Origin of the sequence: Streptococcus sp. SS-4456, assembly GCF_036680365.1 — a bacterium.
Taxonomy (GTDB): Bacteria; Bacillota; Bacilli; order Lactobacillales; family Streptococcaceae; genus Streptococcus.
In genome coordinates this window covers 17442-33504 of record NZ_JAVIHI010000006.1, presented here as the reverse complement: position 1 = coordinate 33504, position 16063 = coordinate 17442, and the positions used below count along the sequence as shown (strand labels likewise).

The window sequence follows — 16063 nt, the reverse complement described above, 5'->3', positions numbered from 1 at the left end:
CCTCCTAGATTTTGTTAAAAATATATTGTACACTATAATAATCTTTTTGAACATGTGGCATTGTAAGACCAATGTTCATCAATTCATCCCCATAGAATGTCTCACCTAATTGTGGGCATTCGTAAAGGGCATCTGGGTCAAGTCCTTTTAATTGAACTTGTAAAAGCGGAGCTTCTGATTGAGCCAGTATCTTAACAAATGTAAATACTGCTTGACTTTTATCTTTGTTCACATAGTTTGCAGCCCATGTATTGCTTGTTTTTTTCAAGCGATAAAGCAAGCCTTCTTGAATGGTTCCGCGAATAGTCTTGTAGGTTTGAACTTGCTGACGAATCTCTTCTAGTTCTTCCTGATCAAGCTTGGTGACATCCAGCTCGTATCCAAAGGCTCCTCCCATCATGGCCACATTACCGCGAGTTGCAAGCGGTGTTATTCGACCAACTTGGTGGTTTGGAACAGCTGACACATGAGCTCCCATAGAAGAGGCAGGTAAAATCAAACTAGTTCCTTCTTGAATGGAAAGTCGACCAATCGCATCTGTATTATCACTAGCCCAAGCTTGTGGCATATAGTAGAGCAAGCCTAAATCGTTTCGACCACCACCACCAGCACAAGATTCAAACAGGATAGTTGGGAATCGCTTGGTCAAGGTATCCAATACCCGATAGAGTCCTAAGATATAGCGATGATGAAATTCAAATCGTTGATGATTTGCATAGGCTGGAGACATACTTGTGATATTCCGATTCATATCCCATTTTACATAGCTGATCGGAGCTGATTCCAATATGCTTGAAACCGAATCAATAATATAATCACAAACTTCTGACTTAGTTAAATCCAAGACCAGTTGCTCACGACTGTAAATTGGTTGTCTACCGTCAATTTGAATGGCCCAGTCTGGATGTTTCCTATAAAGCTCACTATCAACTGAAATCATTTCCGGTTCAAACCACAGACCAAATTTCATACCAAGTTGGTTGATTCTTTCTGCTAGACCATTTAAGCCATTTGGCAATTTCTCCAAATTGACTTTCCAATCGCCTAATGAACTCTCATCATTATTTCGTTTTCCAAACCAGCCGTCATCCAGTACAAAGAGTTCGACTCCTACTTTGCTAGCCGTTTTAGCCAGTTCTACAATCTTATCTTCAGTAAAGTCAAAATAAGTTCCTTCCCAGTTGTTAATGAGAATTGGTCGTTCTTGATGACTAAACTTCGGAGTTACAAGATGATTTTTGATGAACTCATGACTGTCTTGTGTCATTCCCGTCAAGCCTTTATCAGTGAATGATAAGAGTACTTCAGGTGTCTGGAAACTAGAATGATTGCTTAACTCCCAACTAAATTGTTCATCATTTAATCCCATACCCCAACGACATGTCTCTAGTGGTGTTACCTCAACAAATCCAGCGAAATTTCCACTATAAACTAATTGAGCAACATAGACATGGCCACAATCCTCGGTTGCTGCTGGATCCGCCAGCGCTAGGAAAGGTGTTTTTGAATGACTTGAGGCTCCACGAATACTCCCAATAGAAAATTTGCCTTTGGTTAAAGGAGTTTGTGTCCACTCTTTCTCATAACCATAGCGTCCAGCTAAGCTATGGACTGTAAAATCTTTATGTGGAACATCTAAGGTAAATGACAAAGCCTTTTCAATTTTTGTAGCATACCGACCAGTTTGAATCCTCGCAGATCGACTGAGGTAATTTGAATTCTCAAAAATACTGTATTGCAAGGTTATGGTGATATCAGTCAACTGATCATATAGATCAATCTCCAAACTCTCCACATCTTTCTCACTGCCAAAACTTGAAGGAAGACCTTCTAATATTGGTTTCCCTTTTTGAATGCGGTGTGTCTTATATTTCAGATCCAGAGCAACTCCAAACTCATTTCTCAACTCAAGAGCCGATGTTCGAAAATCACCTAAGCCATTACTAGAATACTCCTGTTGCAAGGTATCCATTGAATAGGTTCTGTTGCCAGAAATTGGACTTGGTGAAAAAGAACGATCTAGATATGTGATTTTGTTTCCCGGACTAAAATGTTTAATCTTTTTTCCGAAATATCTATGAACCACATCCCCTGTTTCCAAGATCTGAATAATGTATGAAAACTCTCTCGTTTGTAGGTGGAAGAGGCGATTTTCTTCTAAGTATTGAATCATATTCACGTCTCCTATCTCTTTTACATACCATATTATATAAAATGAAAACGCTTTACTTAATAATCTTTTGTTTTTAAAACATGGTATAATGTTTCCTAGGAGGATTGAAATGAATATTCTGAATATCTATAATGAATTTGATAGTCATAATTTTGACTTAAACGTTGACCATTATGGAGCCGAACAATGTGACAGTGGCTATTACTTTGGACCTACCATTCGGGAAAACTATGTTCTTCATTTTATTACGAATGGAAAAGGGAAAATAACCATTGATGGAGAAACTACCAATTTACAAGCAGGGGATTTATTTGTACTCCCCAAAAATCAATCAATTTTTTATCAAGCTGATGAGAATGAGCCCTGGACTTATACTTGGGTGGGTTTCAGTGGTTCTAGAGCTGAGACAATTCTTTCTCAGACCCGACTCCTAGAAAAATATTTCTTGCATTCACATCTTGAGTCAGAAATATTAAAAAAAATGATCGATATCAATCAAACAGAGGTTCAATCCCTACCAATGATTACTGAACTTATTCTAATCGGTCATTTAAACCAATTGCTTGCAGCGCTAGTACAAGAGTTTCCAAATGAGTCATTGAAAGAATCCTCTACTCTCGCCAAGAATTACGTCCACCACGCAATAAAACTCATTCATTCTCAATACAATAGCCCAATAAAAGTAAACGAAATTGCAGACCATTTAGCACTAAGTCGTAGTTACCTATACAAAATTTTTAAACAAGAAACTGGTTATGCCATCAAAGATTACATTCTTCAAATCAAAATGAAACGCTCCTGTCAATTATTAGAAGATCCAACAAGAAACATTACCGAAATTGCCTATTCAGTTGGCTACCAAGACCCTCTCACTTTCAGTTCAGCCTTCAAAAACTATTTCCATATGAGTCCAAGAGATTTTAGGAAGACACTAAAAAACAAGGATTAGGTGATCAAATTCGAACACCTAATCCTTGTTTTTTATCCAAACACACTTGCGATTCGTTGACAAGCTTCTTTGATGGTTTCAAATGGTGCGGCTGCGTTGAGGCGGGCATGTTTAATACCCTCTTTGCCAAATGTTTGTCCATCGTTTAAGACAACTTTTGCCTCTTCTCTTAATTTTCGATGGATTTCAACATGTTCCACATCGTAAGCTGAGAAATCTAGCCAAACCAGATAAGTCCCTTGTGGTTTCAAGACCTTTATCTTGGTATGTTGGGTCAGATAGTCCGACACAAAGTCAATGTTTTTCTCAAGTACTGTTTTCAATTCTGCTAACCAAGGTCGACCGTAGCGAAAGGCTGTTTCAGTCGTTATAAGACCAATGGCTGGTATTTCATGTTGGTTATTGACCAACTGTCTCCTCGTGAAAACCTTTCTCAAGTCTGGATTTTCAATGATTGCAAAGCTATTTTTGGTACCAGCAATATTAAATGTCTTAGTGGCAGAAGATAGAATAATCGAAAAATCTTTAAAATCTGTGTCCACCGTATTGAAACTGTAGTGCTTATTTCCATAAAGCGTCAGATCTTGATGAATTTCATCTGAAACCAACACTACCTTATGCTTCCGACAGAGTTGGCCAATTTTTTCCACTTCTTCCTTGGTCCAAACCCGACCACCTGGGTTATGTGGATTACAGAAAATGTAGAGTTTTACTTCCTGTTCCACAAGGTCACGCTCTAGTTGCTCAAAATCAATTTGGAACTGGTCTTTTTCCACGCGCAAGGAATTGGTTACCAACTGACGATTGTTTAATTTTACCGTGCGGGCAAAAGGAGGATAGACAGGTGTATTGATGAGAACGGCATCTCCCTCCTCAGTAAGAGCCTGGATAGCTACCGAGAGGGCTGGTACCACTCCTTCAATTAAAACGATACTTTCTCTTCCAACCTCATAGCCGTGTTGGTCTTTTTCCCAGTCAATGATAGATTGAAAGAGGGAATCACTAGCATAGGGATAGCCAAAGATATGTTGGTCCGCATACTGGCGAATGGCAGAGCGAATTTCGGGCAGAGGTTCGAAATCCATATCTGCAACCCAAAGTTGTAAGAGTTCTTGATCCTGTTCACTCGTCTTCCACTTCTCTGAATGGTGACTCAATCGATCAGGTCTTGTTGTAAAATCATACTGGGTCATCTCTTATCCCTCCAAGGCTGTTTTCAAATCTACAATCAAGTCTTCCGCATCCTCAATACCAATTGACAAACGAAGCAAATCATCTGTCAAACCGTAAGAATGACGGGTTTCAGCTGGAATATCTGCGTGGGTTTGGGTAGCTGGGTAGGTTATCAAACTTTCCACTCCTCCCAAACTTTCTGCAAATGTAAAGACTTGCAAGGTATTAAGAATATGAGGAATGCGGCTTTCATCTAGAACTTTCACAGATATCATGCCCCCTTTGCCTGTATAATAAACCTGCTTGACTGCTGGGCTATTCTCCAAATACGCTACAATTTTCTGTGCATTTTGTGTTGCTCGTTCCATGCGCAGCGAGAGGGTTTTCAGACCACGCATAAGCAGGTAGGCATCTAGTGGCGAAAGGGTTGGACCTGTTGTATTTTGGTCATAGAAGAGCTTATCATAGAGGGCCTGGTCATTGGTCATGAGCACGCCAGCTAGGACATCATTATGCCCTGACAGATACTTGGTAGCTGAGTGCAAGACAACATCGGCACCAAGCAAGAGAGGATTTTGATAAATAGGGCTATAAAAAGTGTTATCGACAATTACCTTGGCACCTTTGGCATGGGCGACAGCCGAAACCTTGGCAATGTCAAACTCTACCATGAGTGGATTGGTCGGTGTTTCGAGGAAAACATAGTCTGTCTGATCCGTGATGGCAGCCAACAAATCCTCTTCTGAATTGGCATAGGTGAAACTAAAGCGGCCCAACTGCTCCTGCTCGTTGAACCAGCGGAAAGAGCCACCATACAAATCACGCGCCGCTACAACTTGACTACCGACCGGGAAACCGTTAAAGAGCAAGACCAAAGCAGCCATACCCGAGCTGGTCACTAGGGCATAATCAGCCTTTTCGATGGCAGCTAAGGTCTTTTCCAAGCTAGCTCTAGTAGGATTTTTTGTTCGTGTGTAGTCGAAGCCAGTTGATTGACCAAATTCTGGATGCTGGTAAGTGGTCGAAAGGTGGATAGGGGAAATCAAGGCCCCTGTTTTTTCATCAGTATTGATGCCTGTATGTGCTAATATCGTATCAATCTTATAATCTGTCATAACCATTTCTCCATTCTAACTACTATCTAGTCTAGCATGAAATGAACGATATGATGTGAAAAACCTCAAAAAATACTTATAGAAAAATAGGGAGCCTTGTTATAGTTTTTCTTTATAACTAGACTAGTTTGGACTTACCAATAAATACTTTTAAACCTATAATTTATTTTATATAATAAAAGAAGGAGAGGTGATTGTTATGAAATTCCAGTTTAACAAGCATTTCTATCGGTATAGTGCCTTCTATTCTATGATTTTTTGGACGTGTTTTTTTCTGTCAGACATTTTGCTAGATACTTCCCAAACTCCTGCATGGTATAGCCTACTAGCCTGTCTGATTATTTTTATCAATGCCATTCGGGTATTCTTCTTCAAGGAAGAAAAGGAACTCACTCGCATGGGCTACATCTTCTATATCGGATCGATTGTGGTGATTGTTTATCTGAGATTTATTTTGGGTAAGTAGAAGGAGTTTACTATGTCTAGGAAATTCAATAAAGCATTCTATCGGACCTGGGAATTTTACTTTTCCCTACTTTGTTTAGTGACCTTTAGTTTCGTAGTTACAAAGGGAATCTTTGGGGTGTTCGATTTCATCCAATTTGCCTTGGGACTTTATGTCGGCTATCTGGCATTCTTTAAACCACGCAGCTGGATTAAAAAAACATGGCAGATTTATCTGACAATTGGATTGATTGCTAGTTGGACAATCATTTCCTTCTTTGTACTGTGAGGATTTTATATGTTTAAGGAATTTAATAAAGAATTTTATCGAAGTTTGAACTTTTATTTGATGATATTGTTGTTGCTTGGTAGCATTGGAGAATGGTTGGACAAGGGACCTAGCCTCTGGCTTGGGCTCTTGCTTTTTGCTTTCGTCGGTACTGCCCGTAGTGCCTTTTGGTCTAAAGAATGGATGTTGAGGGCAAATTGGCAAATCTATCTCTGCATCGCATTCTTGCTTGTTGGGGCTTGTGTAGAATTTTTTATTTAAGAATTGAGAGCGGGGTATCCGCTCTCTTTTCATTCAAAATAAACAGTGATTTTCATTCAAAGATGGTATAATAAACCTATGCAAAAAATTGATTTACTAGACGGAGAGCGGATTGATCAGCTCTTCTCGACAGATGTTCAGATTATTCAAAATCGGGAGGTATTTAGCTACTCGATTGACAGCGTTCTTCTTTCGCGGTTTCCAAAAATGCCTGCTCAGAAGGGGCTGATTGTCGATCTTTGTAGTGGGAATGGGGCGGTTGGCCTCTTTGCCTCTACACGCACCAAGGCACAGATTATTCAGGTTGAATTACAGGAACGCTTGTCGGATATGAACCGCCGTTCCATCGCCCTCAACGGTCTGGAGGAACAGCTTTCGGTCATCAATGACGACTTGGCAAATCTGCCCCAGTATGCTCTGCGGTCCAAGGTTGATTTAATACTCTGCAATCCACCTTATTTTAAAGTCGATGAGCAGTCAAATCTCAATGAAAGCGAGCATTTTCTCCTAGCCAGACACGAGATTGCGACCAACCTAGACAGTATTTGTCAGGTGGCCCAACAGGTGCTCAAGTCCAATGGTCGCTTGGCCATGGTCCACAGGCCCGATCGATTTTTAGATATTTTGGACACACTAAGAACCTACAAACTTGCTCCCAAATGCATCCAGTTTGTCTATCCCAAGGCCAGCAAGGGGGCCAATATGTTGCTGATTGAGGCTATCAAGGACGGCTCGGTGGACGGTCTGCACATCCTACCACCTCTGGTTGTCCATGAGGAAAACGGCGACTATACTCCTGCCATTCGTGAGATTTATTATGGAAAATAAGGCCTACTTGTATGTTTTGGAATGTGCCGACGGGAGTCTTTATACTGGCTATACGACTGATGTGGAGAAACGGCTTGCTACCCATAATCGTGGGAAAGGGGCCAAGTACACCCGCGGACGCTTGCCTGTCAGCCTGCTCTATCAGGAAGCCTTTACTAGTAAGCAGGAAGCTATGTCTGCCGAGGCTTTGTTTAAGAAACGCAGTCGGCAGAGTAAATTAGATTATATTGCAGAAAGCAGAAAAAATGATACAAAATAAGAAACAAATCCACCGCCTTCGCATTATTTGGCATATTTTGAGAGTGACTGGCTTCGCCACTTTTCTCACTTCCTTTTTCAGTTTTATCTTTCTAGCAGCTGGATTACTGCTCTGGTTGGAGCCTGACTTTACTAGCTATGGGGACAGTCTCTGGTACAGCTTTGTCACAGCGACGACTGTTGGTTATGGAGATTTGCTGGTCACTACTACATTTGGACGGACTATCAGCATTATCTTAGCTATTTACGGCATTCTCTTTTTGGGGAGCCTGTCTGGTTTGGTCGTCAGCTACTACACCGAGGTCAGCAAGCATTATTCTTTAGCGGTTGAACATGATAAGCAAAAAACTGGCTCTTAGGAACCAGTTTTTTTGCTACTTATTTCAACTTCTCCAAGAAGGCCGTCAGCTCTGCCTGTGCTTCTGGTGTGGTACCGACTAGCTGACCAAGCATGCTTTCAAGTTGGGCTGTGGTTTCTGCGATTTCCTTATCAGTTTGAGCAAGCTTATCCGCAAGCTCTGTTAGTGGAACAACTGGCTCTTCCTCAAAGGTATCAACATAGCGAGGGATGTTGAGGTTGTAGTCATTTTCCACAATCTCTTCAAAGCTAGCTAGGTGGGCAAACTTGTCCACATCTTGCCGGTCTTGATAAGCTTTCAAAATCTTGGCGATATGGTCATCGGTCATGATATTTTGGTTTTTGCCCTTGTCAAATTCTTTAGAAGCATCGATAAAGAGAACATCTTTACTGGTGCGGTTTTTCTTGAGAATGATGACAGTCGTTGGAATGGAGGTATTGTAGAAGATGTTGGCTGGCAGTCCAATCACGGTGTCAATGGCTCCTTCTTCTAGGAGATGCTGACGAATTTTCTGCTCTGCATTTCCCCTAAAGAGAACCCCGTGAGGGAGATCAATGGCCATGACACCTGAATGCTTGAGGTGGTAGAAACCATGAAGAAGGAAGGCGAAGTCGGCCTTAGACTTAGGTGCTAATACTCCATAGCTAGAGAAACGTGCATCTTGCAGGAAGCCAGCATCCCCACTCCACTTCTGAGAATAAGGTGGGTTCATGAGCACCCCGTCAAAGTCTGTCGGCTCAGTCGTTGGCCAGTCCGCATCAAGGGTATCACCAACATGAAGTTTTTGGTTCTCAATAGCAACCCCGTGGAGCATCATGTTCATGCGGGCCAGGTTGTAGGTCGAGGTGTTAATCTCCTGACCGAAGTAGGAAACGGTCGAAGCCTCTTTGCTGTAACGTTTGGCGTTAAGAAGGAGGGAGCCTGACCCCATGGTTGGGTCATAGAGGGTCATGCCCTTTTGATGTTCCCGTCCAAGAAAGACAATCTGGGTCATGAGGTGGGAAACGGCTTGAGGTGTATAGAACTCCCCTGCTTTCTTACCAGAGTCGCTGGCAAACTGACTAATTAGGTATTCATAGGCATCTCCCAAGACATCTCCATCATGGTTACTGAGGTTGAGTTCATGGAGTTCTTTGATGAGGGCTGAAATGACCTGATTCTGCTTTTGCGGTGTTGGCCCTAGCTTTTTAGAGTAGAGGTCTATGTCTTCAAAAAGGTTTTCAAAAATCTCGTTGGACTGCTCAATATCACGAAAGCCCTGTGCCAAATCTTCCAACTGGAAGTTGCTGGTGTGGACTTTTGCCACCAAGGCCGTAAAGGTCAGACCAGGCTCGATAAAGTAACCTAGCTCATCATCAAGGACATCTAACAAATCTTCCTTAACATCTGGATCCGCAAAATTTTCTTCATAAAGTCTTTGAGCCTGTGACAAACTATCAAAGGATTCATCAAGGTTGTCACACACTGTCAAAAGTAACTTATCTGATAGGTATTTGTAGAAAATCAAGCCCAAAAGGTAGGACTTGTATTCATTAGCGTCCATCTTGCCACGGAGAATATCCGCCGCATTCCAAAGGGACTGGTAAAGGGATTGAGAGTTGTTTGAATTGTTCATTTTAATTCCTTTTCTGTTATACAAATAATTTACGGAGTAGCGTCTTTTTCATCTCTTTCAAGCTAGCCAGCTTATCCTCTACCTGAGCAATCTCTTGATCGAGGGTTTGGAAGAAAGTGCCGATAGCTTCCTGTTCAGGGAGGGTGGGGAGGGAGATTTTCATCAAAAGAAAATCAGATACCTTTACAGCCATCCTTTCATATACTGTTCCCTCTTGAAATTGAAGTGCTTCCTGTATGAAATCTCTTTTAGTCACTATTCCTTCAATAAAATTAGCGAACACCTTACTCTTATTTACCACTAAAGTTACATATATTGGTGAAAAGACTGCTTTACCAAATTTATTTCGTGAAATTGCACCAAACTTTAAATTTGCTGGATTATATACAATATCATCTAGCTCCGTGTACTTATATTTTTTATCCCCTGTTCGAACCAAAAACTCTCTATCATATCTATCAGTTTTTGGAGTAACACCGTTCTCAACTGTAAACGAAACTAAAGGAGTATCTTCTTGTGGTAATTGCTGAACATTCCGTTCTTTCAAAACCTCCCCCAACTTCACTTCTTCCCAGTCGTCTTCAAAGCCTTGGAAGCGGAGAGCTGGTTTGGTTTGTCCCTTGGCTGGAAAGAGGAGTTTGAGATAGGTCTTCTTCTGCTCCTTGAGCGTGTCCAACTTACGCTGATGAAGGGTGATTTGTTGGTCGAGGGTGGAGAAGAAAGTACCGATGGCTTCTTGTTCGGGGAGAGCTGGGAAAGATATCTTGAAATTCTCAACATCTGTCTTTGTTATATTCGGGTCTTTCCGACTACTTGCTGCCAAACTCCTCCATACTCCAATTTTTGAATTGAGATGATAGATTAGATAGTAAGGTAAAATCTCATCACTCGGCGGCAATGCTGAAATTGCTTGGTTAATAGTTGACGGAAAAGTTAGTAGTCCTGTTCTACCTATTTGATTTATACCTCCATACATAGCTATAAGAACTGTCCCATTTGGAAATAGCTTTAGTTTTTGACTAGCCTTATTAGAAATGAATTCTTCAGATTCTAGAATTGCTGAATTGGTTAAGTCCAGTGTTTTTACCCAAGGTACATCTGGCGAAGAGAAATTTTCTTCGTCTTGCCTTGATGGAGTCTGTCCTGAGCTAACTTGAAAAATTTCCCCCAACTTCCGCAGATCCCAAGCATCAGTGTAGCCTTGAAAACGATAGGCTGGGATATTATTGTTTGTTTTCATTTAATTTAATAACTCCTTTCTCATCTGATCTATATCATAACTTTTCACAAATACAATATTTCCTCTACCAGTTAACTCTACTAACTTTCTTTTTCCTAAAATAATTGCTAGATTTTTAACAATATTTCGTTTCGTGACCTCGTCAAGGAAAGTAAATATGAACTTGTAAGCATAGCCCCCTTCATGGGCTAAATCAAAACAGGCTTTAAAAATTTCCTTATCAAGAGGATCTACGGAATGACCAAAGATGATAATATTTTTACTAGCCGAATACACCCAATCGTCACTAAACTCTAAAGTATTTTCAAAAAAATTCTCAAACTTGCTTCCTGTTTCTTTAACAGCCCGTTGATAGAATTTCTGAAATGGAATTAAATCTTGATGGATATTTTCAGTTTCTGCTTCCTTATCTTCAATACCGAATACCATGGTATTGATGTCATCATCAGATCGATTGAATTGACATCTTCCATGAATAAAGTGAGTATTTTCATCGGTTACACCCAACATTTCACTAGCAGTATTGGTATAATTAAAAGTAATAACTTTAGATTTTTCAATATTTTGAATAGCATCCAATGCTGTTGAAGCAGGTCTAATCTTTTGAATTTCAAAATCAATCTTATCCAAATAGGTTAGATAAAATTCCAAGTAATCTGTTATTTTCTCTAATTCAGAAATCATAAATTCGTTAATAGCATCAAGGTGATGAAGTACGGATAACTTTGAACTTTGAGAAAAAGACTCACTTTTCAATAAATCCAAAACATAACATATTGCCATATGATTTACACTATCAGCAAAATTTGATTTCATACTCTCTAGTTTAAAGTTCCTTTGAGTAATATATTCTTCCGCCAACACATCTGTTAAAATGGATGCATTATGTTTAAGCTCCGCTATTGCCTCTGCAAGTGATGAAATAGCATGTTCAATATTTGACCAATTTTTACCTAGTTTATCTTTATTTTCTTCAAGAAAGCGAATATAGATATTATCTGATAATCTGAACAACCATTCAAAATCCTTTTTTTCTACATTTGACAATATCTCTGCAATTAATTCGACATCAAAATATAATTGTGAAGTCTTTACAGAATTTTTTACAGACACCACTCCTTGACTGAGTATAGTATTAGCTATTTGGTCATTGAGTAACGAATAATCCAGAATGTCTATCGATAAACTGTTTTGCCCCTCGTAGTAAAGATAATCTGACATCAAATAGAATTTTTTATTATTACTTAAGCTCAAAATTTTCTCATACTCTTTGTCTGAGAATTCCGATTTTATCTCATCTAAGGCTTTTGAAATGCTTGTTAGTACCCTTTGATAGTTTTGGTTTACATTTTCCAATGAGTAATCATTTGTATCTTTTAAAACATAGTTTTTCAAAACACTAAGAGACCTTGAAAATTTCAAAAAATCTCCATAGCTAGTCTTTCTCCCCATCGCAAGGTCAAAACCATTTCCTAAAATTAGAATATTTTCTGCCATTCCCTTCTCCTTTCTATTTTCATTTCTCTCAAATACCGCATTTTATTGAAATAGCTCTCAATTATTCAATCCTATTTTGACAAAATGCTGATTTTGATAAAATAGACTCATGTTTTTCATTCTATTTTGACAAAATGGCTGTTTTGAGCAAATAGAAAATAAATCTTAGGGGATATTTTGACAAATGGAGGGTTTCGTCAAAATACATCTACCCTACCTCCCCCTCAATGGCAGGATTTCTTCCGCAATCATATTCATATAGTCCTCTTTGAGGGCTTTTTTGTATTTGAGCTTGTTGAGGGCTTGGTCGCCCTTGTTTTCCTTGTAGCTTGTATAGTCGTAGGTATCAACAAGGGCTTTTTCTCCAATTTGCTTGTCCTTGCCGACTCGGTAGTTGTCCACGATAAACTGGAGTTCGTCTTCGCCAACACACCAATCTCGTGCGGTGGATACGACTTGCTCACGGATGGTTAGGTCAATCATCTCGTCTAACTTGTGGGCGATGGATTGGCCCTTGTAATCTTGAGTATTGGTCTGGGCTTCCTGCCAGATTTTTGAGATGAGTTGGGATAGTTTGGGATTGGTCTTGTCTAAGTCGGCGATGTAGTTGTCCACCATCTTTTTCTCCTTATCAGGAATGACTTGATTTTTACTGTCAATCAAGTTTTGGATAAGAGAGATGATATAGTGGTAGTTGATTTCATCCGTACGGACAGACTCCAGCTCGTATTCAATATCAAAAGGCGTATCTTCTATGCCCTCGTCATCCTTCCGCCGTCTGCGGAGTTCTTCGATGACATTTTGGTATTGTCCAGAAAAATTCTCAATATCCTCCAGACTAAGCCCGATTTCCTTGAGAATATCCTCTTGCTCGTAGTCGGCATAGACCTGCACCGAGGCAAAGAGCTTGTCAAATTCCTGAAAGGCCTTGGCAAAGCGTTTCAACTCGGCATCACTGCTGGCATCCAGGTCTGGCGCCATTTCAGGATTTGGGGCAATGGCCAGCAACTGCTGAACTTTTTCCTTAAACTTGGCTTTTTCTTCCAACCAAGTCGGAGCCAGCACCGCAAACTCACCGCCATTTGAGTAAAGACTGAGGGCCTCGTCAACCTTTTCCTTAAAGCCTTCTGGAGTCTGGAAGGTGACGATTTGTCCAAACTTCTTGCCCTCGTCAAAGAGACGGTTGGTCCGTGAAAAGGCTTGGATGATGTGCTGGGGTTTCATAGGCTGTCTATCCATGAAAATGGTAGACAAGCACGGAGCATCAAATCCCGTCAGCAAGCGATCCACTACAATAACCAAGTCCAACTGCTCCTCACGGAAGGCATACTTGTCTTTTTTCCGAGCCAAGCGTTCGTTGAGGTCAGTATTATAGGAACCAAGGGTCGCCAGAGTGAAATGCGTACCAAACATGGCATTGTAATCCTCCAAGCTCTTGCTCATGTAGTCTTGATTAGCAAAGGAAGACTCTTCATTTTCAGATACTGAGTAGGTGATGGCAACTTTTGGAAAATCAGGCAAGACTTTTTTGACTGATTCCGAAATCGTCAGACTCTTCTGTCCTGCCTTGACTTCCTGTATCAGGTCATAGTAGGCTTGGGCACGGGCGATGGACTTGACAGTCAATAGACCCTCGTAGGTTTTCCCTACTCCGTTTTGGAAACCGAGTTTGCGTTTGGATTTGTTTAAAATGGCATCTAACACCGTCAGCATGTGCCGTTCATCGTCGTAAAACTCGTCTTCGATTTCATCCTCAGCCCAGCCAGGCATGGTGGTCTGGTATTCCACTTGGAAACCAAGAACAGCTCGGTCATGGATGGCTTCTTTGACCGTGTACTCATGAAGACACGGACCATACTGTTCTTCTGTTGTCTGGGCCAAATCCCCTTTTTGTTCTCGCTTGTTTTCCTTGAAAATAGGGGTTCCTGTAAAGCCATACCAGAGGGAATGAACAAAGAACTGCTCTAAAATCCGTTGGCGTTCTGGGGTGACAGCCCGGTGGCATTCGTCCACAACAAAGGCTAGATTTAGGTTCTTAACACGTTGGTGGAATTTCTCATGAAACCCCTCTTCAAATTGACGCAGGAGGGTATTGAGTTTTTGGATAGTGGTGACGACGACACGGCGGTCTTCTGAAGACAGATTTTTCAACAAGTGCTGGGTATCGTCCGTCTGGTCAATATCTATCATGTCATTTTCCGCGTAGGATAGAAAGGCAGCGGTGGTCTGCTGGTCAAGGTCTGTCCTATCTATGACAAAAATGGTCTTCTCAATAGATGGAATTTGCAGGAGATTGCGTGCCACCTTGTAGGATGTCAGGGTCTTACCAGAACCAGTCGTGTGCCATATATAGCCTGACTGGCGTAGACGGCTAGCTTCTCTGATGGCTTCTATGGCATGAATTTGATAGGGACGAAGCAGGATAAGGGCTTTTTTGTCGTCGTCAATCACCGAATATTGCATGACCAATTGGTGAGCCATGGGAATGGAAAGGACCTCTCTGGCAAAGTCAAAGAGATGGGGTTGAGCTTGATTGTGCTTGTCTACCCACTTGGTCAAGAAGCGGTCGTTGAGTTTGGATTCTTTGGCAGCGGCGATGTAGCGGGTTTCCGTGATGTTGGACACAACAAACATCTGCAGGCTTGAAAAGATACCCTTAAACTGACCTTCTTGCTCGTATTTCCGAATCTGGCGAAAGGCATCCATATAGGGATGGGAACGGCTCTTGAGTTCAATTTGAATCATGGGTAGGCCGTTAATCAAGAGGGTCACATCACCCCGTCTTTGTCTGGCAGCATCACCACCGGTCACAACTTGGTTGACAACCTCATAACTGGACTTACCCCCTGCGACATTGTGCCGCCAGATGACCTCTAGTCGGATGGTTCCCAGACTAGCATCTTCCCGCTGGACTTGGACCTTGGCAATGCCATTCTCACCCGCTAGCCACTTGGCAGCTTCGTAGAAATTGACAAAGTTGAGTTGGTTCTTGATTTGGTGTTTTTCTTGGTCTGTCAGAGGATAGTCAGCTAAATGGCGGACATTATTGGCTTCTAGCTTGGCGAAAAAGTTTGCCCAAAGGAGTTCTTCACTATTGAGTTCAGGACGGTAGACCCACTGACTCTCTCCACTAGTCAAATGGCGAATGAGTTCATCTTCCATCTGCACTTCATTGGCTGGCTTTTTAGTCTGATAAACAGCTTGAGGCTCAACCAGCTCCCGTTGACCAGGTAGTAAACGTAGACTGACTTGAAAATCTTTTAAGTCATCTTCATTCACTTTTTGTAGCAAGTTCAGAAGATGTTTGCGGAAACCGATTAACTGACCGTGGGCATCTGCTAATTTCTGCTCGGCTTGAGCATAGTGGTCAGGCTTACGCTTGATGTCCAGATAGCCTTTAACAATATCAGTCAGGCGGGCTTGTTCCACTTGGTAAACAGCCTCCAACTCCAAGGCATTGTCCTGTCTTTCTAGTTTTTCCAGCAAGCCTGTTTGGTATTCCTCTATGGCTCTCATTTCTTCCAAGAGCTCTGGTGCATAGACTGGTATGTCTAGCATAAGTTGTTTCCAAGTCATCTAGACACCAGCCTTTCGACAACGCAAAAAGCCTGCCAAGACTGGCAGGTTTTGTTTACTATGAAATTGAAAAAAAGTTTTAAATCGCTTTGATATATATATATATATATGCAAATCTATTTAGAAGTTTCATATCTCTCTCCTAAAAAATACAAAGATTATGTAGGTTTATTTTATCATATTTTAAGCTAGAGTGGAATAGAAAAACAATTGATTTAGTGAGCATGCATTCCCATCCCTCATCTGTGCTTTTTTCATCATTCCATGATACACTAATAGATAAGAC

At 41.1% G+C, this 16063-nt stretch carries 14 protein-coding genes; 7 read left to right on the top strand and 7 right to left on the bottom strand.

Features of this window, described 5'->3' with window-relative positions:
• Positions 1 to 4: 4 nt before the first annotated feature.
• The gene (locus tag RFK25_RS02895) at positions 5 to 2173 is read right to left on the bottom strand and encodes an alpha-galactosidase (RefSeq protein ID WP_443035546.1); all 2169 of its coding nucleotides are present in this window, start codon (positions 2171 to 2173) and stop codon (positions 5 to 7) included.
• A 109-nt stretch (positions 2174 to 2282) separates the two neighbouring features.
• Here RFK25_RS02895 and RFK25_RS02890 point away from each other — a divergent pair, with 109 nt between their 5' ends.
• Positions 2283 to 3122: an AraC family transcriptional regulator gene (locus RFK25_RS02890; protein WP_332411371.1), complete on the top strand. Its 840-nt coding sequence runs from the start codon at positions 2283 to 2285 to the stop codon at positions 3120 to 3122.
• 32 nt (positions 3123 to 3154) lie between these two features.
• On the opposite strand, the gene RFK25_RS02885 is transcribed toward RFK25_RS02890, so the two are convergent.
• Both RFK25_RS02885 and RFK25_RS02880 read right to left on the bottom strand, forming a co-directional pair.
• On the bottom strand, positions 3155 to 4315 hold the full coding sequence (locus RFK25_RS02885; protein WP_332411370.1) for a MalY/PatB family protein: 1161 nt from the start codon (positions 4313 to 4315) through the stop codon (positions 3155 to 3157).
• A gap of 3 nt (positions 4316 to 4318) precedes the next feature.
• Positions 4319 to 5410, bottom strand: coding sequence for a cystathionine gamma-synthase (locus RFK25_RS02880; protein ID WP_332411368.1), 1092 nt, complete (start codon positions 5408 to 5410; stop codon positions 4319 to 4321).
• Between the two features lie 199 nt (positions 5411 to 5609).
• On the opposite strand from RFK25_RS02880, the gene RFK25_RS02875 reads away from it, so the two are divergent.
• The 6 genes from RFK25_RS02875 (at position 5610) to RFK25_RS02850 (ending at position 7849) form a co-directional block, all read left to right on the top strand.
• Positions 5610 to 5876 carry a hypothetical protein gene (locus RFK25_RS02875; RefSeq protein ID WP_332411367.1) on the top strand — a complete coding sequence of 89 codons (267 nt, stop codon included), beginning with the start codon at positions 5610 to 5612 and terminating at the stop codon, positions 5874 to 5876.
• A 12-nt stretch (positions 5877 to 5888) separates the two neighbouring features.
• Complete coding sequence (locus RFK25_RS02870) at positions 5889 to 6143, top strand: hypothetical protein (RefSeq protein ID WP_332411365.1); 255 nt, start codon at positions 5889 to 5891, stop codon at positions 6141 to 6143.
• Between the two features lie 9 nt (positions 6144 to 6152).
• On the top strand, positions 6153 to 6404 hold the full coding sequence (locus tag RFK25_RS02865) for a hypothetical protein (RefSeq protein WP_332411364.1): 252 nt from the start codon (positions 6153 to 6155) through the stop codon (positions 6402 to 6404).
• Between the two features lie 78 nt (positions 6405 to 6482).
• Positions 6483 to 7232, top strand: a complete 750-nt coding sequence (locus RFK25_RS02860; protein WP_332411363.1) for a tRNA1(Val) (adenine(37)-N6)-methyltransferase — start codon at positions 6483 to 6485, stop codon at positions 7230 to 7232.
• Positions 7222 to 7491 carry a GIY-YIG nuclease family protein gene (locus RFK25_RS02855; RefSeq protein ID WP_332411361.1) on the top strand — a complete coding sequence of 90 codons (270 nt, stop codon included), beginning with the start codon at positions 7222 to 7224 and terminating at the stop codon, positions 7489 to 7491. The genes RFK25_RS02860 and RFK25_RS02855 overlap by 11 nt, the downstream gene beginning before the upstream one ends.
• Complete coding sequence (locus RFK25_RS02850) at positions 7481 to 7849, top strand: potassium channel family protein (RefSeq protein ID WP_332411434.1); 369 nt, start codon at positions 7481 to 7483, stop codon at positions 7847 to 7849. Before RFK25_RS02855 ends, RFK25_RS02850 begins: the two co-directional genes overlap by 11 nt.
• 19 nt (positions 7850 to 7868) lie before the next feature.
• Here the strand turns inward: RFK25_RS02850 and RFK25_RS02845 are convergent, their stop codons facing one another.
• The 4 genes from RFK25_RS02845 to RFK25_RS02830 form a co-directional block, all read right to left on the bottom strand.
• Positions 7869 to 9464: a type I restriction-modification system subunit M gene (locus tag RFK25_RS02845; protein ID WP_332411359.1), complete on the bottom strand. Its 1596-nt coding sequence runs from the start codon at positions 9462 to 9464 to the stop codon at positions 7869 to 7871.
• A gap of 16 nt (positions 9465 to 9480) precedes the next feature.
• Positions 9481 to 10704 (bottom strand): restriction endonuclease subunit S, encoded by a 1224-nt coding sequence (locus tag RFK25_RS02840; protein ID WP_332411356.1) that lies wholly within the window; start codon positions 10702 to 10704, stop codon positions 9481 to 9483.
• Positions 10705 to 12201: an AbiH family protein gene (locus RFK25_RS02835; RefSeq protein WP_332411354.1), complete on the bottom strand. Its 1497-nt coding sequence runs from the start codon at positions 12199 to 12201 to the stop codon at positions 10705 to 10707.
• 213 nt (positions 12202 to 12414) lie between these two features.
• Complete coding sequence (locus RFK25_RS02830) at positions 12415 to 15363, bottom strand: type I restriction endonuclease subunit R (RefSeq protein WP_332411433.1); 2949 nt, start codon at positions 15361 to 15363, stop codon at positions 12415 to 12417.
• Positions 15364 to 16063 lie beyond the last annotated feature (700 nt).